Genomic DNA, 19,276 nt, shown 5'->3' with positions numbered 1-19,276 from the left:
AAATCAATTTAGTAGTCATGATTTCAGAAGCGCAATTTCAAAAAGAATTAGAATTAATTATAAGTAATGCCATTCGTGAGGATGTTGGAGATGGCGATCACAGTTCACTCGCGTGTATTCCATCTTCAGTGCAAGGAAAAGCGAAGTTATTAGTTAAAGATGATGGGATTATTGCTGGAGTAGAATTTGCCAAAATGATTTTTCATTATGTGGATAAAGACATGAAAGTGGAAACCTTTATCAATGATGGTGAAAAAGTAAAACAGGGTGATGTAGTATTTCATGTTTCTGGAAGTTCACAGTCTATTTTAAAAGCAGAACGTTTGGTATTGAATTCAATGCAACGTATGAGCGCTATCGCTACAAAAACTAAAATGTTTGTTGATTTGTTGGAAGGTACAAAAACTAAAATTTTAGATACTAGAAAAACCACACCTGGAATTCGTGCTATTGAAAAATGGGCAGTAAAAATTGGTGGTGGTGAAAATCATCGTTTTGCCTTATATGATATGATTATGTTAAAGGATAATCATATTGATTTTGCAGGTGGAATTCCGCAAGCTATAGCTAAAACAAAACAATATTTAATTGATAATAACAAAGATTTGAAAATTATTGTTGAAGCAAGAGATTTAGATGAAGTGCAACAAATTTTAGCTGCTGGTGGCGTTTACCGAATTTTATTAGACAATTTCGATTATGAAATGACGAAGAAAGCGGTTGCTATGATTGGAAGTCAATCGTTAACAGAATCTTCAGGTAATATCAATGAAAAAACCATTCGTCATTATGCTGAATGTGGTGTAGATTATATTTCTTCAGGTGCTTTAACGCATTCAATTTATAATATGGATTTAAGTTTAAAAGCAATATAATTTATGTCTGAAGAAATTGAAAATAAACTGAATAAAATACCCGTTGTAAAACAATTGGTTATTCTAATTAAATCTATAAAGTTAAAATCTTTAGAAGGATTGTCGCTTTATGATATTTTAGAATTATATGTTTTAGGAATTTTTAGAGGGGCATTTTCATACAGAGCTAGTGCTATTGCCTTTAGTTTTTTTATGGCATTATTTCCTTTTGCGCTCTTTATTTTAAATCTAATTCCGTTTATTCCCTTAGATAATTTTCAAGCAGATTTTTTGCGATTTGTTGAAAATGGTGTGCCTCCAAATACATATGAAGCCATTGAAGTCATATTAAAAGATATTATGGGAACAAGTCATCAAGGGTTGTTGTCTTCTGGTTTTATTTTGTCTATATTATTAATGACCAACGGAATTAATGCTATTTTAGGCGGATTTGAAATGTCGGCTCATATTACTATTACAAGAGGTTTTTTTAGGCAATATTTTATTTCTTTAGCAATATCGCTTGTCTTATCTATGATACTTCTTATTACTGTTGCTGCAATTGTGATTACTGAAGTAATGATTCAAAAAATAAATATTAGAGGTTATGTTGCTGATGTTTCAGTTATTGAATGGAGTAGATATGGTTTTATCTTATTAATGATATTAATTACCACTTCTATTTTATATAAATACGGCACAAAAGAAACGTCAACTATTTCTTTTATAAGTTATGGAGCCGTTTTTACTACTATATTATTTGTATTGTCGTCTTATATTTTTGGGATTTATGTAACAAAATTTGCTAAGTACAATGAGTTATATGGTTCAATTGGTACACTTCTTGTTTTAATGTTTTACATATGGATAAACTGTATGGTTTTGCTATTAGGTTTTGAATTAAATGCAACAATTTCTAAATTGAAAAGAAAAAATTTATATATTTAACCAAACTAAAAAAAAGATTATGAGAAAACAAGTGATTACATTTTTAATGTTGATTGCAACTGTATTTACAGTTAATGCACAAAAAACAGTTTCAGGAGTTAAAGTTGATGCTAAGTTAAATCTAGAGAATCAATCTTTGGTTTTAAATGGTGCTGGAACACGTGTAAAATTATTTATGGATATGTATGTAGGAGCTCTTTATTTAGAAAAAAAGAGTGCTAATGCAAACGAAATCATGAATAGTAAAGAAGCTGCAGCTATTAAGCTAAACATTGTTTCAGGATTAATTACTTCTGATAAAATGGTTTCTGCTATTAATGAAGGTTTTGAGAATTCAACCGGAAAGAAAACAGCTCCATTGAAAGCTAAAATTGATAAGTTTAAAGGTTTCTTCAAAGAAGAAATTAAAAAAGGAGATGTTTTTATTATTATGTATGTTCCAAGTGAAGGAATTGTAGTTTTTAAAAATGGTGTTAAAAAAGGAAGTATTGATGGACACGATTTTAAAAAGGCATTGTTTGGAATTTGGTTATGTGATAAACCAGCAGATAAAGGATTAAAAGATGAAATGTTAGGAAAATAATCTTAACGAAATACAAAATCAAGCGTTCTCAATGAGGACGCTTTTTTTATTCAAGAATTTATCTTTTTTCTATTCTCTTTTTTCTATTCTCTTTTTTCAAACTATATTTGTTCTATGCTGTATTTTATTGAAGTTGTTTTACCATTAGCGGTATCAAAAACCTTTACTTATCAAGTTTCTGAAGCCGAGTTTCACTACATTCAAATTGGAATGCGAGTAGCTGTTCCATTTGGTAAATCAAAGATTTTTACAGCATTGGTTTTAAATAAATCAAATAATCCTCCCCAATTATACGAAGCAAAAGAGATTCATCAAATTTTAGACGAAAAACCAGTTGTTAATTATCATCAAATTGAACATTGGAAATGGATAGCGTCCTATTATATGTGTTCGTTAGGTGAAGTTTTTCGTAGTGCTTTACCTGCAGGGTATATTTTGGAGAGCGAAACTATTATTTCAGCTAAAGACAATTCTGAAATTGACACTAATGAATTAAAAGATGATGAATATCTAATTTTAGAAGCTCTTAAAAGTCAAACTTCAATAACTGTTCAAGAAGTAATTAAGATTTTAGGAAAAAAAACGGTTTTTCCAATAATTAATCGATTATTAGCAAAAGGCGCTTTGGTTTTACAAGAAGAAATATCAGAGCAATATAAACCAAAACTAGTTCGATACATTAGATTACAAGACGAATTTCTGCAACAAGAAAGATTGGCAGAATTGTTAGAAGTGTTGTCAAAGGCAAAAAAACAACGCGAATTAGTTTTGCATTATTTTCAATTACAAGCTCGAGAAAAAACACCAATTTCTGTAAAAAAACTAATTGAAACATCCGGAAGTTCATCGGCTATTGTAAAATCTTTGGTAGATAAAACCATTTTTGAAGAGTATTATATTGCGCAAGATAGAGTTGCATTTAATAAAGAAGAGAATAGTCATTTTTCATTAAGTGAAGCACAATTATCTGCTTTTGAAAGTATTCGAGAAAATTTAAAAAGTTATGATGTAAATTTATTACATGGTGTTACAGCTTCGGGTAAAACGGAAATTTATATTAAACTTTTAGAAGAATATATAAAAGATGGAAAACAAGTGTTATTTCTGTTGCCCGAAATTGCATTAACCACACAATTAGTTCAGCGATTAACGGCTTATTTTGGAAATGAAGTTGCTGTTTTTCATTCGAAATATACTAATAACGAACGGATAGAAGTTTGGAATCAAGTTTTAGAAAATTCTCCTAAAGCAAAAGTGGTTATTGGGGTTCGCAGCGCTTTGTTTCTTCCGTTTTCTAATTTAGGATGTATAATTGTAGATGAAGAACATGAACAAACCTTCAAGCAACAAGATCCTGCACCACGATATCATGCACGTGATGCCGCTATAGTTTTAGCCAAGCAACATGGCGCAAAAGTGGTTTTAGGAAGTGCGACTCCATCTTTGGAAACCTTTTATAATGTACAAACTAAAAAGTATGGTTTAACTGAATTAAAAGTGCGTTACGGAAATGTAGTGTTGCCTGAAATTCAGTTGGTTGATTTAAAAGATAAATATTTCAGAAAAAAAATGTCGGGGCATTTTTCCGATGAATTATTGGAGGAAATTACGGAAACGTTATCGAAAGGTGAACAAGTGATATTGTTTCAAAACAGAAGAGGATTTTCACCTTATGTAGAATGTATGACGTGTGGACATGTGCCGCATTGTCCAAGTTGCGATGTAAGTCTGACTTATTATAAATTTAAAAATCAATTGCGTTGTCATTATTGTGGTTATACTATTGCAAATCCTACTCATTGTCATAGTTGTCAATCAGTTGATTTAACTACTAAAGGTTTCGGAACCGAACAAATTGAAATGGAATTGAAAACCCTTTTTCCAGAGAAAAACATTGGAAGAATGGATCAAGATACTACTCGTGGAAAATTCGGCTTTGAAAAAATTATCGATTCCTTCAAAAATAGAGAAATTGATGTATTAGTTGGAACACAAATGTTAGCCAAAGGGTTGGATTTTGATAATGTTACGCTTGTAGGAATTTTAAATGCCGATAATCTGTTGAATCAGCCTCATTTTAGAGCTTATGAAAGAGCATATCAGATGATGATGCAAGTTTCGGGTAGGGCAGGGCGTTCAGAGAAAAAAGGGAAAGTGGTAATTCAAACGTATAATACATATCATAATACCATTCAACAGGTTTTGAATAATGATTATATGGGAATGTATAAAGAGCAGATTTACGAACGTCAGAATTTTAAATATCCACCTTTTTTTAGATTGATAAAATTAACTTTAAAGCATCGTGATTTTGATAAATTGAAAGAAGGTTCAATGTGGTTGTATAATGTATTATCCCAAAATTTAGATATGCCCGTTTTGGGTCCGGAAGAGCCAGCGATTAATAGAATTCGTAATGAATATATTCGAACAATAATGGTTAAAATTCCGGTTCAGAAACATTTAGGGAATACCAAAAAAAATATTGCGAAAGTACTCATGAGTTTTGAAGCAATTTCGCAATATCGATCTATTAAGGTTAAAGTAGATGTTGATGTTTATTAAGCTTTTTCAATAGCTTTTACAATCTCCTCTTTTTTATTTCTGCTCAATGGTATTTTTGTATTTCCAATTTCGGCAAACTTACTATTGAATTTCTCCACACGATCTAAGTTAATAATATACGATTTGTGAACTCTAATAAATTTATTTAAAGGAAGTTCTTTTTCGAAATTTTTCATGGTAGACAATACTAAATGACTTTCATCATCGGTAACAATTTTGATATAATCACCATAAGCTTCAACCCACTTAATTTTAGAAACAAATATTTTAAGTTTCTTTAAGTTGCTTTTGATTACGATACTCTCGCCAGCATCTTCATGAATTTCATTACGTAGAATATGTAATTCACTAGCTTTTTTTATAGCTTTAATGAAACGTTCTTTTGAAATTGGTTTTTGAAGGAAATCAGTAGCTTCATAATCAAAAGCTTTCATTGCATAATCCGATTTTGCCGTAATAAAGATAATTTGAGGCTTTTTCTTAAGTCCGTCTAAAAGATCAAAACCATTAATTAATGGCATTTCAATATCTAAGAAGATAAGATCAATGGGATTATTGTTAATACAATTTTTTGCTTCAAAAGCATTAGCAAAATCACCTACTAAATTTAATAATGTTGATTCGTTAACTAATTTTGTGATTATCATTCTTTGAATCGAACTATCATCTACAACTATACAATTCAACTTCATGGGCTTATATTTTATTAATACCGATAAAAATAGTAAATTATTTTAATATTTAACAACTTTTGATATAAAAAAAATAACATAAATTGTATTGTTAAATATAAAAAAAGTATTATTTTTGCACCCAATTTTATAACAATAAATATAGAAATTATGAATCATTATGAAACTGTTTTCATCTTGAATCCCGTTTTATCTGAACAACAGATAAAGGAAACAGTAAGCAAGTTTGAAGATTTTCTTACTTCTAAAGGGTCTGAGATGGTATCAAAAGAAGATTGGGGCTTAAAAAAATTAGCTTACGAAATTCAACACAAGAAAAGTGGATTTTATCACTTATTTGAATTCAAAGCGCCAGCTAACATTATTGCTGCATTTGAAACTGAGTTCCGTCGTGACGAGCGTGTAATGCGTTTTTTAACAGTGTCTTTAGATAAACACGCTGTAGCTTGGGCTGAAAGAAGAAGAGCTAAATTAAAATCTAAAACTAACTAATTATGTCTACTTTAGAGCAATCTGCAAAAGGGAAAAAAGACGGAGATATCAGATATCTTACGCCTTTAAACATAGATACAAACAAAACTAAAAAATACTGTCGTTTCAAAAAATCAGGTATTAAATATATCGATTATAAAGACGCAGACTTTTTATTAAAATTTGTTAACGAGCAAGGTAAAATTTTACCAAGACGTTTAACAGGTACTTCATTAAAATACCAAAGAAAAGTTTCTGTAGCTGTTAAAAGAGCACGTCACTTAGCTTTAATGCCATACGTGGCCGATTTATTAAAATAATAATTAACAATATAGTTGTTGCTTCGCCGTTGGTGAGCTAACTTCTAAAATTTAAAAGGACAACAACATGGAACTTATCTTAAAACAAGACGTTCAAAATTTAGGATTTAAAGATGACGTAGTAACAGTTAAAAACGGTTATGGTCGTAATTATTTAATTCCTCAAGGTTTTGCTATTTTAGCAACTCCATCAGCTAAAAAAGTATTAGCTGAAAACTTAAAGCAAAAAGCTCACAAAGAAGCTAAATTAGTTGCTGATGCAAAATCTTTAGCTGAAGCTTTAAAAGCTTTAGAAATTAAAATTACTGCTAAAGCAGGTGGTGATAAATTGTTTGGTTCAGTTACTAGTGCTAACATCGTTGAAGCATTAGAAGCTAACGGACATTCAATTGAGAAAAAATTCATTACTAGTGGTGTAGTAAAACGTGTAGGTAAATATACTGCAAGCGTAAGATTACATAGAGATGTTATCGTTGAATTACCATACGAAATTGTAGGTGAGAAAGCATAATGTTTTGAATTATAATAAAAAAATATCCCACATTTGTGGGATATTTTTTTTATATGATTTTTGCTCCTTCTATTTGAAATAGTTTAATAAAATACTTTTCTAAACAATTTAAATTTATCAAGTTTTTTTTCGTGGTGTGAAAATTACTTTGTCCTAATTTCAACACATAATTTTCTAGTCTATTATTGCTGTTGCTTTCGCCTTCACCATCAAAAATAATATCAAAAACAATTACACTATATTTTCCTTCAGAAAATTCTACAATAAAATTTAAATCAAATGATTGTTCAAAATACCAACTACCTTCCTTACAGTCACAATTTAAATTAACTCCTTTACCAGTATTATCTGTTTTATTAGTAAATATTTTAGTATGATTTTTGTCAATCTTATTTAAAATATCAACTTCATTTGTTTGGAATTCAGCTTTCCAAGTAACCTCTTTTCTTTCTGCTTTAAAATGATGTTCTTGAGCAAATGTTACACTACTGAATAGTAATAATGTTATATAAAATTTTATCATGTTATATATGTTTTTAACAAATGTAACAATTTTATAGAACAAAATTTAATTGAATGGATTTGACCATTTTTGATTCGTATAAACATCTGTACCCGATAATGTTTTTAAAAACGCAATTACAGCATCCATTTCAGTAGCATTTAAATTTAATTGTTGTCCTATGCCGTTTGGTTTAAGTCTTGGATCAAGATTAGAATTGTTTTGAGCTGCAGTAGTAAGATTTCCATAATGACCAATAGCAGCTTGTAAACTAGTAATAATACCAGTATGCATCATAGGTCCGTTTAATGTTTCATTTGTTTGAATTAAATTTCGTAAAGTAGGTGCTTTTGTATTAGTAAGATCTGGTCCGCCATTAATTGAACCACCAAAACCATTGCTCAAAGAATTAGGATCAATATCAAACTCTGGCGCTCTATGACAACCGCCACATCCTAATCCACCTGAAGTTCTTACAGAATTAGAATTGAAAGTAGGTGGAGTTAAAAACAAGTTTTTACCCATATTTTCTTGAGCAGTGAAATTAGAAAAAGGTTGTCCGTCATTTGCAGCTAAGGCTCTTCCAGTATCATATTTTGAATCAAATGATTGAATACTTCTTATAAATTGGGCTAGTGCACTTTGTATTTTTGCTTCTGTAATTTCTTCTGTACCATAAACAAATTTAAATAGTTCCTTATAATATCCAATTCCATTTAATCGGGTGATTAAATCATCGAATGACATATCGCCATTTTCTCCACTAAATCCCATTTCTCCATGATCTTTAATAGGCATGGTAGTTTGAGTTTCAAGGTTTATAGCACGTTCATTCCAAAAAAACTTAGTTTCTGTAGCAAATTTCACATTTATCAAGCGCATAGAATGTCTTCCGGTTGTTCCATTTACTCCAGTACTAGCAACATCGGTATCACTAAATGCAAATTCTTGCTTATGACAGCTAGCACATGAAATGGTGTTGTTTGAAGATAGATTTTTATCGTAAAAAAGTACACGACCTAAAGTAGCACCAGCATCGGTTATTGCATTTCCTTGTGAATTATCTTTAGTAATGTAGGAAGGCACAGTTTGATTTGCATAGTTAGCTAAGTTGTTTAAATCAATTGTAGAACCAAATTCAGCTTCAACAAAAGGATATTGCGGAATTTCTTCGTAATTATCAGAACTATTGCTACAAGAAGTCAATCCACATATCGCAAAGAGACTAAGAAAAATTTGGTTTCTCATAATAGTTTGTTTTAAGATTATTTTAATAAGACTACGATTTATAAAAAAGGTTTAATTGAATTTGTAATTTTTTTTATACTTTAAAATATTCCTATATTTGAGCATTAATTGAAAACAAACTAATACCAATATTTACCATGAAATTATTAGAAGGAAAAGTTGCCATTATTACAGGTGCAAGCCGAGGAATAGGTAGCGGAATTGCAAAAGTTTTTGCAGAGCAAGGTGCTAATGTTGCGTTTACATATAGTTCATCTGTTGAATCTGCAATGGCGTTAGAAAATGAATTAAATGCTTTAGGAATTAAAGCAAAAGGATATCAATCAAATGCTGCGGATTTTAATGAAGCTCAAAAATTAGTAGATGATGTAATTGCTGAGTTTGGAACTATCGATGTATTAATTAATAATGCTGGAATTACAAAAGACAACTTATTAATGAGAATGTCTGAAGAAGATTTTGATAAAGTTATCGAAATTAACTTGAAATCGGTTTTCAATATGACAAAAGCAGTGCAAAAAATTATGTTGAAAAACCGTAAAGGTTCTATCGTAAATATGAGTAGTGTAGTAGGAGTAAAAGGAAACGCTGGTCAAGCTAACTATGCTGCTTCTAAAGCAGGTATGAACGGATTTACAAAATCAATTGCTTTAGAATTAGGCTCAAGAAATATTCGTTGTAATGCTATTGCACCAGGATTTATTGAAACTGAAATGACGGCTAAACTGAACGAAGACGTAGTAAAAGGTTGGAGAGATGCTATTCCTTTAAAACGCGGTGGAACTCCTGAAGATGTTGCAAACGTTTGTGTTTTCTTAGCATCAGATATGAGTGCCTATGTTACAGGTCAAGTTATTAATGTTGACGGTGGAATGTTAACGTAATAGTTAAACTATAAATGACAACAAGCACAGTTTTACTTCTATTATTGTCAGTAATTATTGCTGCTGGATTGTCGTTTTATCAATATTTATACAAAGTCAAAAATCAATCGAAATGGTATTGGTTTTTGGCTTTTTTACGTTTCATAAGTTTGCTTTCTGTTTTTTTATTGCTGATTAATCCAATTATCAGTCGAAAAATAATAGAAATTAAGAAAACTCCGTTACCTATAGTAGTAGATAATTCTAAATCAATTTCTGAATTAAAAGCCACTAAAGAAGCCTCGTCTTTATATCGTGCTATTTCTGAAAATAAAGCGATTACTGAAAAATATGATGTACAATTATTTTCGTTTGCTGAAGAATTTCAATCACTAGAAAAATTAGATTTCAAAGGAAATCAATCGCATATTGATGGCGTTGCAAAAAATGTAAAACAATTGTATCGAAATACCAATTATCCAATAGTTTTATTTACTGATGGAAATCAAACCATGGGAAATGATTATGTTTTTGGTTTTCAAGAAAATGCAAGTGTTTATCCTATAGTTCTTGGGGATACTACAACAATTTTGGATATAAAAATTAACCAAATCAACGTTAACAAATACGCTTTTTTAAAAAATAAATTTCCAGTTGAAGTATTTTTACAATACAATGGAAATGAAAGTATTACAACTAATTTTTCCATTCAATCAGGAAACCAAACAGTTCACAAGCAAACTATTGCTTTTTCAAAAGACAAAAAAGCACAAGCAGTTACAGTTTTATTAAATGCTGATAAAGTTGGGATTGCTAAATACAAAGCCATAATTTCTTCTAATATTAAGGAACGAAATACTGTTAACAATACTAAGAATTTTGCTGTTGAAGTAATAGACCAACGAAGTGAGATTGCTTTAATTTCAGCAATCAATCACCCTGATTTAGGTGCATTAAAACGAAGTATTGAACAAAATCAACAGCGTAAAGTAACCATTCTTAAGCCTAATGAAGTAAAATCTTTGCAAAATTATAATGTTTTAATTTTGTATCAACCTAATGCTTCTTTTAAACCAATATTTGATCAAAATAAAGTAGCTCAAGTCAATACATTTTTGATTACTGGAACTGCTACGGATTTTAATTTTCTTAATCAAAAACAAGATGAATTCTGGTTCAAATTAGCCAATCAAAAAGAAGATTATTTGGCTACTTATGAATCGGGTTTTAATTTGTTTTCACAATCAAATATTAATTTTGAGAATTTTCCACCTTTAGAAAATAATTTTGGAACTATTGCGGTAAAAGCTAAAGTTAATACCTTACTTTCTGCTAGAATTAGAAATGTGCAACTTCAAAATCCTTTACTGACATTTACAGAAAATGGTAGTAAAAGAAGTGCTTATTTGTTTGGCGAAAATATTTGGAAATGGCGATTAGAAAATCATTTGTCTAAAAAATCTTTTGAAGAATTTGATTTATTTTCTGATAAAATTATGCAGTTTTTGGTTTCGAATTCTTCAAAAAAGAATTTGAATGTTACGTACGAAAGTTTTTATAACGCTGGTGAAAGCATAGAAATAACTGCCGAATATTTTAATAAAAACTATGAGTTTGATGAGAAAGCCCAACTCACAATACAAATAGTAAATTCGAAAACCAAAGCATCTAAGAATTATGATTTATTGAAATCAAACAATTCATATAAAGTAAATTTAGATGGTTTAGAAGCAGGAACTTATTCTTTTAAAGTAACTGAAAAATTATCCAACTCAAGTTTTTCTGGTGCATTTGAAGTATTGGATTTTGAAATCGAAAAACAATTCGTAAATCCAGATAAAAACCGATTAGAACAATTGGCTGCTAATACAAACGGAATGGTTTATTATCCAAATCAAATGGAGAAATTGATTCAAAATTTGATTGCTAACAATAACTACATTCCAACCCAAAAAGAAACCATAAAGAAATCACCACTAATTGATTGGGTTTGGCTTCTAATAATTGCTGTTATTGCGCTAGCAACAGAATGGTTTGTTAGAAAATATAACGGTTTATTATAATCTAATTATCATTGTTCTATTAAAAGTAGCATCTTTTTCTAATAAATTAATACCTTCTTTTACAGAAAGTTCTCCATTATGATTAACATTGTCTGCTAAACCACACCAAGGTTCAATACACAAAAACGGAGCATTTGGTTTTGTCCAAATTCCCAAATAAGGGAAACCATCAAATTGAACGGATAGAACTTCTTGTTCGTTTTCTAATAAAGTTAATTCATTTGAATTTAAATGTTTAAATACCAAAGCATCTTTTTCAAAAAGCGAGTAATCTAAAGAAATGGTGTTATTAACTGTACTGATTTCTTTGAATGAATTATTAAATTGTTCGTTTTCTAATTCGAATGAGATGAATTTATCTTCTTTATTAAAACGTAAAGAATAGTCTTTAAAATTATTGTCAATTGCAAATGCAGGATGTGCTCCAATAGAAAAAGGCATCGTTGTATTTGATTTATTTACAATCGAATACTTCGTTTTTAAGGAATTGCCTTCTAAAACATATTCCAATTGCAATTGAAAATCAAATGGGTAGTTTTTTAAAGTTTCCGAATTGCTTTCTAATTGAAAAAGCACCGAATTTTCGGTTTGGTTTACAATTTGAAAATCATAATTTCGAGCAAAACCATGTCGTGGCAACTCAAAAGTTGTGTTATTTATCGAGTAAGAATCATTTTTCAATCGACCTACTATTGGAAATAGAATAGGTGATGTTTTGTTCCAATAGGTTTCGTCAACTGTCCAAATGTAATTTTTATTGTCTTTTTCTAATCGAATTAATTCGGCACCAATTGAATTAATTGTTGCTGAAATTTTTGTATTTGAAATTGTGATTATCATATTCTAAAATTACGTTTTAATAAACTGTAAATTACAGTATCAGTAAACTCGTTATTGTAATAAAAATTCTCTTTAAAATGCGCTTCTTTTTCAAAGCCATTTTTTTGTAAAACACGTTCCGAAGCTGTATGTCTTGAATCAATTACCGCTTCAATGGAGTGAAAATTAAGTGTATTGAAAGCAAAATCTAAAAGTGTATTTACTGCTTCTGTAACATATCCTTTTCCCCAATATTCTGTATGAATCATGTAACCTAATTCTGTTCTGTAATGTTCGGGTTGGGTTCTGTAAAATCCCATTATTCCAATACATTTATCACTTCCTTTTTCGGTTACAGCCCAATTAATATCTAAGTTCTCATCAATTTTATCATTTATCATTTTTATATGTGCCAAAGCGCCTTCGATATCCGTTACTAAAGGTCTTGGTATGAATTTCATGGTTTCAGGATTGCCTCGTAATTCTAAAATTTCAGGGGCATCATGATCCGTCAATTTTCTAAAATGTAAACGTTCCGATTTTAGTATTGGGAAAGGCGAGAAGTTAAGTAGTAACATTTTTTTTCTTTATAATTAAAGCGCTAATTAAGGTGTATACAATTCCTAATGGTAAAATTTCTATATAAGTTATTAAAATAACCAAAATTGGATTTTTATACATTTCCTTAAATGAATTCATTTCTTCGGTTACTTTAGCTACTTCTTCCGGACTAGCTTTCTCAATAGCCATATTGGTATAATGTTCGGCAAAATTAGGGAAGTAGTTATACAAAATGACTAACCAAACTAAAACATAAATAGTAGAAATGATGAGTGTAATTAAAAAACCAGTTAAAAATGCTTTGCCAAATGAAAGGTATCCATTATTTAATTCACGTTGTTTTTTTATTCCAACAGCAACAAACAAAAAAGCTATAAGCATTCCAGCAAATCCAATCATCATGTTTACTTCTTTTTCTGGATTTGCTTTCATGTAAAAAGATATAGCGATTAGCAATGCACTAACAATACAACCTCCGATTATCCCGTTTTTTAAAATATTTTTTAACATAATATATTTTTTTTTTGGTTAGTAAATCAAATTTAATAAAATTATTCAATGAAATCTAAATCCTTATTATGGGTTTCTGAAATGGTTAAAGTAGCATAGATGCCAAGTGCAAAAGCGAAGAAACCTACAATAGCTGCAGCAGTTATAACGCCGTTATTTGCTTTTAATCCATCAAAAGCTAGTAACATTACCGGAACTAATCCACGAACCATATTAGGAATAGTAGTTGTTGCTGTACTTCTAATGTTTGTTCCAAATTGCTCCGCTCCAACGGTTACAAACATAGCCCAATATCCAGTTCCTAGACCTAGCCATGCACAATAAAAATAATACATATTTTCAGATTTAGTTCCTCCATATAGCATTAATAGTACGCCGATAATGGTAAATAACATCATATAAAATATGGCTTTTTTTCGTGAATGTAACCAATGGGATATAAATCCACTTGCAAAATCCCCTACAGAAATTCCAATATAAGCCCACATAATTGCTTTTCCAGGTTGAATATTTTCAATTCCCATTACGCTTGCAAACTGATTGGACATAACGGCTAAAATTCCGATGCAAAACCAAGTGGGTAATCCAATAGCAATACATTTCATGTATTTTACAAAACGATTCCAGTTGGTGAAAAATGAAAAGAAATTTCCTTTTTTAATATCCAAATCATGTTGAATGTCACTGTAAATACCCGATTCTGCAACACTAATTCGAAGTACTAAAAGAGTTAAACCTAAACCACCACCAATGTAGTAAGCAACGGTCCAATCACCTGCTAACTCAACTGTTAGTTGAGCAACAACTGCCCCAAGTAGTCCAAAACCTGCCACAATAGAAGTTCCAATTGCTCGTAATTGTTTAGGTAATGATTCAGAAACCAAAGTAATTCCAGCACCGAGCTCTCCTGCTAAACCAATTCCTGCTATAAATCGCAACCATGCATACAACATGGTTTTATCTTCTACTGGAAAATGAGGTAAAAATCCACAAGCTAGATTAGCCAAAGAATACACTAAAATGGAACCAAATAATACAGAGAGTCTCCCTTTTTTATCCCCTAAAATTCCCCAAAGGATACCTCCAAGAAGTAATCCAACCATTTGATAGTTTAGGATTAATGTGCCTGCAGTATCAATATCTAAATTCAGGTCTTTTAAACTAGGTACACGAACTATTCCAAAAAGAAGTAAGTCATAAATATCTACAAAATAGCCTAAAGCAGCTACAATTACTGGAAAAGATAGAAGATGTTTTAATTTTTCTTTCAATGTAAAATCAGTCATGACGCAGTTATTGGTTCGTTAATTTGGTAAAAATAACTATTAATGTGTTTAAACGAATTGGGTTGTGTACAATTTTTCAACAAAAAACTTTAACAAATTTTGTGGGTTTTGTGTTGGTTTATATTGATTCATTTCACTTCTAATCCTTAAATTTGAAATAAAAAAAATATGAAAAAATACTATTTGGTTGTTTTTTTGATTTTAAATCAATTTATCTTTTCTCAAACCGATGCTAGAATTTATGAAATTATCAATGCTGTTTCTTCAAAACGAATTGAAAATGACATTCGAACGTTAGCTAATTTTGGTACTCGAAACACATTTAGTGATACCATTTCTAATAAAAGAGGAATTGGAGCCGCTAGACGTTGGATCAAATCAGAATTTGAAAAAGTATCTAAAGAATGTTCAAATTGCTTAGAAGTCTTCTATCAAAAAGATTTTGTAACTACAAATGATGGTGAACGAGTGCCCAAAGATACTTGGATTGTAAATGTGGTAGCGGTTCAAAAAGGAACTAAAAACAGCAATCGTTATGTCATCATGACTGGCGATATTGATAGTAGAAATTCGGATCCAATAGATTTTTCAAAAGATGCTCCAGGAGCTAATGATAATGCTTCTGGAATGGCAGGAACTATTGAAGCTGCAAGAGTTTTATCTCAATATAAATTCGATTACAACATTGTCTATTTAGGATTGTCAGGCGAGGAGCAAGGCTTGTTTGGCGGAAAAGGCTTTGCTGAATATGCTAAAAAACAAGGTTGGGATATCATAGGGGTTTTAAATAACGATATGATTGGAAATATAGAAGGAGTTGACGGTGTAATTGATAATAGAACGTTCCGCATTTTCTCTGAACCAACACCTACTACCGAAACAGAAAGAGATCGAAATAATCGTCGTTTTTATGGAGGAGAAGTTGATGGGAATTCTAGACAATTGGCTAGATATATTCACAAACTTACCACAACGTATATGCCTGAGATGAATCCAATGTTAGTATATAGATTGGATCGATTTGGGCGTGGTGGTCATCATCGACCATTCAATGATTTAGGTTTTGCAGGTGTTCGAATTATGGAAGCTCATGAAAATTACAACCGCCAACATCAAGATTTACGAACTGAAAATGGGATTAAATATGGAGATGTTATAGAAGGTGTAAATTTTGAATATGCTTCTAAATTAACTGCTGTAAATGCTATTACTTTAGCCAGTTTAACTTGGGCAACTCCTGAACCAAAAAATGTGAGAATAGGCGGAATTGTTGAGCCAAATACCAAATTACGTTGGGAAAAACCAAATGATGAAAATATCGTTGGATATAAAATTTATTGGCGATTAACTACTTCACCACAATGGGAATTTAGCCGTTTTGTGGGCGATGTTGATAATTTTGAATTGAAAGGGATTGTGATTGATAATTATTATTTTGGAGTAGCTTCAGTTTCAAAATCAGGTCATGAAAGTGTGGTTGTTTTTCCAAATGATATTATCCGAACTACTTTCAAGAGAAAATAATTACTAAAAAGAAACACCAATTCAATTTCGAATTGGTGTTTCCCAAACTAAAACAAACGTAACCCATTTTAGACCCTGGATTATGGTGTTATGGAGAATTGGACTTATTGAACCAATTCATTTTGATTTCTAAACACTAATTGATTATCAAAACTATCTAGTAATATAATACTATCTGTAGTTACTTTTCCAGCTAATATTTCTTTTGAAAGTTGATTCAATACTTCACGTTGAATAACACGTTTTACAGGTCTTGCTCCAAATTGAGGATCATATCCTTTTTCTGCTAAATACGCTACCGCTTCTGGAGTTGCATCCATGGTAATGTGTTGTTGTGCTAACATTTTAATCACACTTTTCAATTGTAAGCCTACGATTTCATTGATATTTTTATCAGTCAAAGGAGTGAACATTACAATTTCATCGATACGGTTGATAAACTCAGGTCTAACGGTTTGTTTCAATAAGCCTAAAACTTCAGTTTTTGCTGCTTCGGTTGCTGCTTCAATTCCGCCTTTTAATCCCGAAACTTCGGGATCGAATTTCTCTTGAATGATATGGCTTCCCATATTAGAAGTCATGATGATAATCGTATTTTTAAAATCCGCTACACGTCCTTTGTTGTCGGTTAATCGACCTTCATCTAATACTTGTAATAAGATATTAAATGTATCAGGATGTGCCTTTTCAATTTCGTCTAACAATACTACTGAATATGGCTTTCTTCGAACGGCTTCCGTTAATTGTCCGCCTTCATCATAACCAACATATCCTGGAGGCGCTCCAACCAATCTGCTTACCGCATGACGTTCTTGATATTCACTCATATCAATTCTGGTCATCGCATTTTCATCATCGAATAGATATTCGGCTAATGCTTTTGCAAGTTCAGTTTTACCAACACCAGTTGTTCCTAAGAATAAAAACGAACCAATAGGTTTTTTTGTATCTTGTAAACCTGCGCGACTTCTTCTAAGAGCATCACTTATTGCTTCAATTGCTTCTTCTTGGCCAACTACTCTTCGATGTAATTCATCTTCTAATTTGAGTAGTTTTTCTCTCTCACTTTGAAGCATTTTAGTAACTGGAATTCCTGTCCATTTGGCTACCACTTCTGCAATATCATCATGCGTAACTTCTTCTTTGATTAAAGAATTACCAGCTTGATTTTCTGCTAATTGTGTTTGTAAAGCATCTAATCGTTCTTGCGCTTCTTTAATTTTTCCGTAACGAATTTCAGCTACTTTACCATAATCTCCATCGCGTTCTGCTCGTTCCGCTTCTAATTTGAAATCTTCAATCTCAAGTTTTACTGCTTGAATATTATCTACAACGTCTTTTTCTGATTTCCACTTGGTGAAAATTTCGTTGCGTTCTTCTTTTAAGTTCGCTAAATCTAATCCAAGAGATTTCAATTTGGTTTCGTCATTCTCACGTTTAATTGCCTCAATTTCAATTTCTAATTGCATTATTTTTCTATCCAAAACGTCTAATTCTTCTGGTTTTGAATTGATTTCCATACGCAATTTTGAAGCCGCTTCGTCCATCAAGTCGATAGCTTTATCTGGTAAGAAACGATTCGTAATGTAACGTTGCGAAAGTTCCACGGCAGCAATAATTGCATCGTCTTTGATACGCACTTTATGATGTGTTTCATATTTTTCCTTGATACCACGTAAAATTGAAATCGCACTTTCTGTGTCAGGTTCGTCTATCATTACCTTTTGGAAACGTCTTTCTAAAGCTTTGTCTTTTTCGAAATACTTTTGATATTCGTCTAAAGTGGTTGCACCAATCGCACGTAATTCGCCTCGTGCTAGGGCTGGTTTTAAAATATTGGCAGCATCCATTGCGCCTTCGCCACCACCAGCACCCACTAAAGTGTGAATCTCATCGATGAATAATACGATATCACCTTCAGCAGAAGTTACTTCTTTCACTATGGCTTTCAAACGTTCTTCAAATTCCCCTTTATATTTCGCACCCGCAATTAGTGCACCCATATCTAAGGAGTAAACAATTTTATCTTTAAGATTTTCGGGAACATCGCCATCTACAATTCGATGTGCTAGACCTTCAGCAATAGCTGTTTTACCAACGCCTGGTTCTCCAATTAACATTGGATTATTTTTGGTTCTACGAGTTAGGATTTGTAGCACTCTACGAATTTCCTCATCGCGACCAATAACTGGGTCTAATTTTCCATTTCTTGCTAAATCATTTAGATTTTTAGCGTATTTGTTTAGTGAATTATAGGTTTCCTCTGCAGAAGCTGAAGTTACTCGTTCTCCTTTTCTAATTTCCGCAATAGCTGTTTCTAAACCTTTTTCGGTTACACTTTGATCTTTTAATATTTGGGCTACCTTACTTTTAGATTTGAAAATGGCTAAAATCAAATGTTCGATAGAAACGTATTCATCGTTCATTTTTTTAGCAATGATTTCAGCTTCAGTAAGTGAAGAAACTGCATCACGAGAGAACATTAAATCGCTACCTGTAACTTTTGGAAAACTCTGAATGGTACTATCCAATACTTTTTTGAAAATATCTACATTGACATTCAATTTTTTCAAAATAAAAGGAGTTACGTTCTCATCGACTTCTAAAATTCCTTTGAATATATGTTCGTTTTCAAGCTGTTGGTGCCCAAAACTTTGTGCAATTTGCTGTGCTTGATGCAAAGCTTCTTGCGATTTAATAGTAAAATTTTTTAAGTTCATTTTTTTAGTTGTTATCGAGTTGGGGATTCGTTTTTATTTCAATTTAATGATTTTGAAAGGAGTATTGCAATTGGTATTCCAATGCTTAAATCAAGACAAAATGACTGATAAAGTTCCGAAAACCATATAAATTTACGACATAATGTCTTAAAATGTAACTAAATTCAATTTTTTTGATAAAATGTCGTGAATAATCGATGATTGAAAACAGGATAGTTTTGAGCAAAAAAACTCCG

18 protein-coding genes are annotated in these 19,276 nt (G+C 31.2%); 10 read left to right on the top strand and 8 right to left on the bottom strand.

The genetic code is table 11. From position 1 onward, the window contains the following. Nucleotides 1-17 precede the first annotated feature (17 nt). The 4 genes from nadC to priA all read left to right on the top strand — a co-directional run bounded on the left by nadC (nt 18) and on the right by priA (nt 4,950). Complete coding sequence (gene nadC / locus LOS86_RS09485) at nt 18-875, top strand: carboxylating nicotinate-nucleotide diphosphorylase (RefSeq protein ID WP_231841867.1); 858 nt, start codon at nt 18-20, stop codon at nt 873-875. A 3-nt stretch (nt 876-878) separates the two neighbouring features. Beyond that, nucleotides 879-1,802, top strand: coding sequence for a YihY/virulence factor BrkB family protein (locus tag LOS86_RS09480; RefSeq protein WP_231841866.1), 924 nt, complete (start codon nt 879-881; stop codon nt 1,800-1,802). A gap of 19 nt (nt 1,803-1,821) precedes the next feature. Continuing rightward, nucleotides 1,822-2,385 carry a chalcone isomerase family protein gene (locus LOS86_RS09475; protein ID WP_231841865.1) on the top strand — a complete coding sequence of 188 codons (564 nt, stop codon included), beginning with the start codon at nt 1,822-1,824 and terminating at the stop codon, nt 2,383-2,385. A 114-nt stretch (nt 2,386-2,499) separates the two neighbouring features. Next, nucleotides 2,500-4,950, top strand: a complete 2,451-nt coding sequence (priA, locus tag LOS86_RS09470; RefSeq protein ID WP_231841864.1) for a replication restart helicase PriA — start codon at nt 2,500-2,502, stop codon at nt 4,948-4,950. Here the strand turns inward: priA and LOS86_RS09465 are convergent. Continuing rightward, complete coding sequence (locus tag LOS86_RS09465; RefSeq protein WP_231841863.1) at nt 4,947-5,642, bottom strand: LytR/AlgR family response regulator transcription factor; 696 nt, start codon at nt 5,640-5,642, stop codon at nt 4,947-4,949. The genes priA and LOS86_RS09465 overlap by 4 nt on opposite strands. A gap of 150 nt (nt 5,643-5,792) precedes the next feature. Between LOS86_RS09465 and rpsF the strand changes: the two genes are divergently transcribed. The 3 genes from rpsF to rplI all read left to right on the top strand — a co-directional run bounded on the left by rpsF (nt 5,793) and on the right by rplI (nt 6,944). Continuing rightward, entirely contained in the window at nt 5,793-6,134 is a 342-nt protein-coding gene (rpsF, locus tag LOS86_RS09460; protein WP_231841862.1) for a 30S ribosomal protein S6, read from the top strand. A 2-nt stretch (nt 6,135-6,136) separates the two neighbouring features. Next, nucleotides 6,137-6,433, top strand: a complete 297-nt coding sequence (rpsR, locus tag LOS86_RS09455; RefSeq protein ID WP_008253655.1) for a 30S ribosomal protein S18 — start codon at nt 6,137-6,139, stop codon at nt 6,431-6,433. 67 nt (nt 6,434-6,500) lie between these two features. Then, the gene (gene rplI, locus LOS86_RS09450; protein ID WP_231841861.1) at nt 6,501-6,944 is read left to right on the top strand and encodes a 50S ribosomal protein L9; all 444 of its coding nucleotides are present in this window, start codon (nt 6,501-6,503) and stop codon (nt 6,942-6,944) included. A gap of 49 nt (nt 6,945-6,993) precedes the next feature. Here rplI and LOS86_RS09445 read toward each other — a convergent pair whose 3' ends face one another. Next, complete coding sequence (locus tag LOS86_RS09445; RefSeq protein WP_231841860.1) at nt 6,994-7,467, bottom strand: hypothetical protein; 474 nt, start codon at nt 7,465-7,467, stop codon at nt 6,994-6,996. Between the two features lie 45 nt (nt 7,468-7,512). Next, the gene (locus tag LOS86_RS09440; RefSeq protein ID WP_231841859.1) at nt 7,513-8,694 is read right to left on the bottom strand and encodes a cytochrome-c peroxidase; all 1,182 of its coding nucleotides are present in this window, start codon (nt 8,692-8,694) and stop codon (nt 7,513-7,515) included. A gap of 137 nt (nt 8,695-8,831) precedes the next feature. On the opposite strand from LOS86_RS09440, the gene fabG reads away from it, so the two are divergent. Beyond that, nucleotides 8,832-9,578: a 3-oxoacyl-[acyl-carrier-protein] reductase gene (gene fabG / locus LOS86_RS09435; RefSeq protein ID WP_231841858.1), complete on the top strand. Its 747-nt coding sequence runs from the start codon at nt 8,832-8,834 to the stop codon at nt 9,576-9,578. Nucleotides 9,579-9,592: 14 nt separating this feature from the next. Continuing rightward, nucleotides 9,593-11,620 (top strand): hypothetical protein, encoded by a 2,028-nt coding sequence (locus tag LOS86_RS09430; RefSeq protein WP_231841857.1) that lies wholly within the window; start codon nt 9,593-9,595, stop codon nt 11,618-11,620. Here the strand turns inward: LOS86_RS09430 and LOS86_RS09425 are convergent. Genes LOS86_RS09425 through LOS86_RS09410 form a run of 4 tightly spaced genes read right to left on the bottom strand, consistent with a single transcriptional unit; the run spans nt 11,615 to nt 14,796 of the window. Continuing rightward, nucleotides 11,615-12,460: an aldose 1-epimerase family protein gene (locus LOS86_RS09425; protein WP_231841856.1), complete on the bottom strand. Its 846-nt coding sequence runs from the start codon at nt 12,458-12,460 to the stop codon at nt 11,615-11,617. The genes LOS86_RS09430 and LOS86_RS09425 overlap by 6 nt on opposite strands. Beyond that, the gene (locus LOS86_RS09420) at nt 12,457-13,017 is read right to left on the bottom strand and encodes a GNAT family N-acetyltransferase (RefSeq protein WP_231841855.1); all 561 of its coding nucleotides are present in this window, start codon (nt 13,015-13,017) and stop codon (nt 12,457-12,459) included. The genes LOS86_RS09425 and LOS86_RS09420 overlap by 4 nt, the downstream gene beginning before the upstream one ends. Beyond that, nucleotides 13,004-13,510 (bottom strand): DUF4199 domain-containing protein, encoded by a 507-nt coding sequence (locus LOS86_RS09415; RefSeq protein ID WP_231841854.1) that lies wholly within the window; start codon nt 13,508-13,510, stop codon nt 13,004-13,006. Before LOS86_RS09415 ends, LOS86_RS09420 begins: the two co-directional genes overlap by 14 nt. A gap of 41 nt (nt 13,511-13,551) precedes the next feature. Further along, nucleotides 13,552-14,796 (bottom strand): MFS transporter, encoded by a 1,245-nt coding sequence (locus tag LOS86_RS09410; RefSeq protein WP_231841853.1) that lies wholly within the window; start codon nt 14,794-14,796, stop codon nt 13,552-13,554. A gap of 168 nt (nt 14,797-14,964) precedes the next feature. On the opposite strand from LOS86_RS09410, the gene LOS86_RS09405 reads away from it, so the two are divergent. Beyond that, nucleotides 14,965-16,320 carry a M28 family metallopeptidase gene (locus tag LOS86_RS09405; protein WP_231841852.1) on the top strand — a complete coding sequence of 452 codons (1,356 nt, stop codon included), beginning with the start codon at nt 14,965-14,967 and terminating at the stop codon, nt 16,318-16,320. A 104-nt stretch (nt 16,321-16,424) separates the two neighbouring features. Here LOS86_RS09405 and clpB read toward each other — a convergent pair whose 3' ends face one another. After that, a complete protein-coding gene (gene clpB / locus LOS86_RS09400; RefSeq protein ID WP_231841851.1) occupies nt 16,425-19,040 on the bottom strand; it encodes an ATP-dependent chaperone ClpB in 2,616 nt (871 codons plus the stop codon). Between the last annotated feature and the right edge of the window lie 236 nt (nt 19,041-19,276).

This window comes from Flavobacterium cyclinae, from assembly GCF_021172145.1.
Classification (GTDB): domain Bacteria; phylum Bacteroidota; class Bacteroidia; order Flavobacteriales; family Flavobacteriaceae; genus Flavobacterium; species Flavobacterium cyclinae.
Note: the sequence above shows the minus strand (reverse complement) of the source record. Positions and strands in the feature narration are given on the sequence as shown.

Coding starts and splice junctions, on each gene's coding strand:
- nadC (WP_231841867.1), top strand. CDS start 18: ATGATTTCAGAAGCGCAATTTCAAAAAGAATTAGAATTAATTATAAGT.
- LOS86_RS09480 (WP_231841866.1), top strand. CDS start 879: ATGTCTGAAGAAATTGAAAATAAACTGAATAAAATACCCGTTGTAAAA.
- LOS86_RS09475 (WP_231841865.1), top strand. CDS start 1,822: ATGAGAAAACAAGTGATTACATTTTTAATGTTGATTGCAACTGTATTT.
- priA (WP_231841864.1), top strand. CDS start 2,500: ATGCTGTATTTTATTGAAGTTGTTTTACCATTAGCGGTATCAAAAACC.
- LOS86_RS09465 (WP_231841863.1), bottom strand. CDS start 5,642: ATGAAGTTGAATTGTATAGTTGTAGATGATAGTTCGATTCAAAGAATG.
- rpsF (WP_231841862.1), top strand. CDS start 5,793: ATGAATCATTATGAAACTGTTTTCATCTTGAATCCCGTTTTATCTGAA.
- rpsR (WP_008253655.1), top strand. CDS start 6,137: ATGTCTACTTTAGAGCAATCTGCAAAAGGGAAAAAAGACGGAGATATC.
- rplI (WP_231841861.1), top strand. CDS start 6,501: ATGGAACTTATCTTAAAACAAGACGTTCAAAATTTAGGATTTAAAGAT.
- LOS86_RS09445 (WP_231841860.1), bottom strand. CDS start 7,467: ATGATAAAATTTTATATAACATTATTACTATTCAGTAGTGTAACATTT.
- LOS86_RS09440 (WP_231841859.1), bottom strand. CDS start 8,694: ATGAGAAACCAAATTTTTCTTAGTCTCTTTGCGATATGTGGATTGACT.
- fabG (WP_231841858.1), top strand. CDS start 8,832: ATGAAATTATTAGAAGGAAAAGTTGCCATTATTACAGGTGCAAGCCGA.
- LOS86_RS09430 (WP_231841857.1), top strand. CDS start 9,593: ATGACAACAAGCACAGTTTTACTTCTATTATTGTCAGTAATTATTGCT.
- LOS86_RS09425 (WP_231841856.1), bottom strand. CDS start 12,460: ATGATAATCACAATTTCAAATACAAAAATTTCAGCAACAATTAATTCA.
- LOS86_RS09420 (WP_231841855.1), bottom strand. CDS start 13,017: ATGTTACTACTTAACTTCTCGCCTTTCCCAATACTAAAATCGGAACGT.
- LOS86_RS09415 (WP_231841854.1), bottom strand. CDS start 13,510: ATGTTAAAAAATATTTTAAAAAACGGGATAATCGGAGGTTGTATTGTT.
- LOS86_RS09410 (WP_231841853.1), bottom strand. CDS start 14,796: ATGACTGATTTTACATTGAAAGAAAAATTAAAACATCTTCTATCTTTT.
- LOS86_RS09405 (WP_231841852.1), top strand. CDS start 14,965: ATGAAAAAATACTATTTGGTTGTTTTTTTGATTTTAAATCAATTTATC.
- clpB (WP_231841851.1), bottom strand. CDS start 19,040: ATGAACTTAAAAAATTTTACTATTAAATCGCAAGAAGCTTTGCATCAA.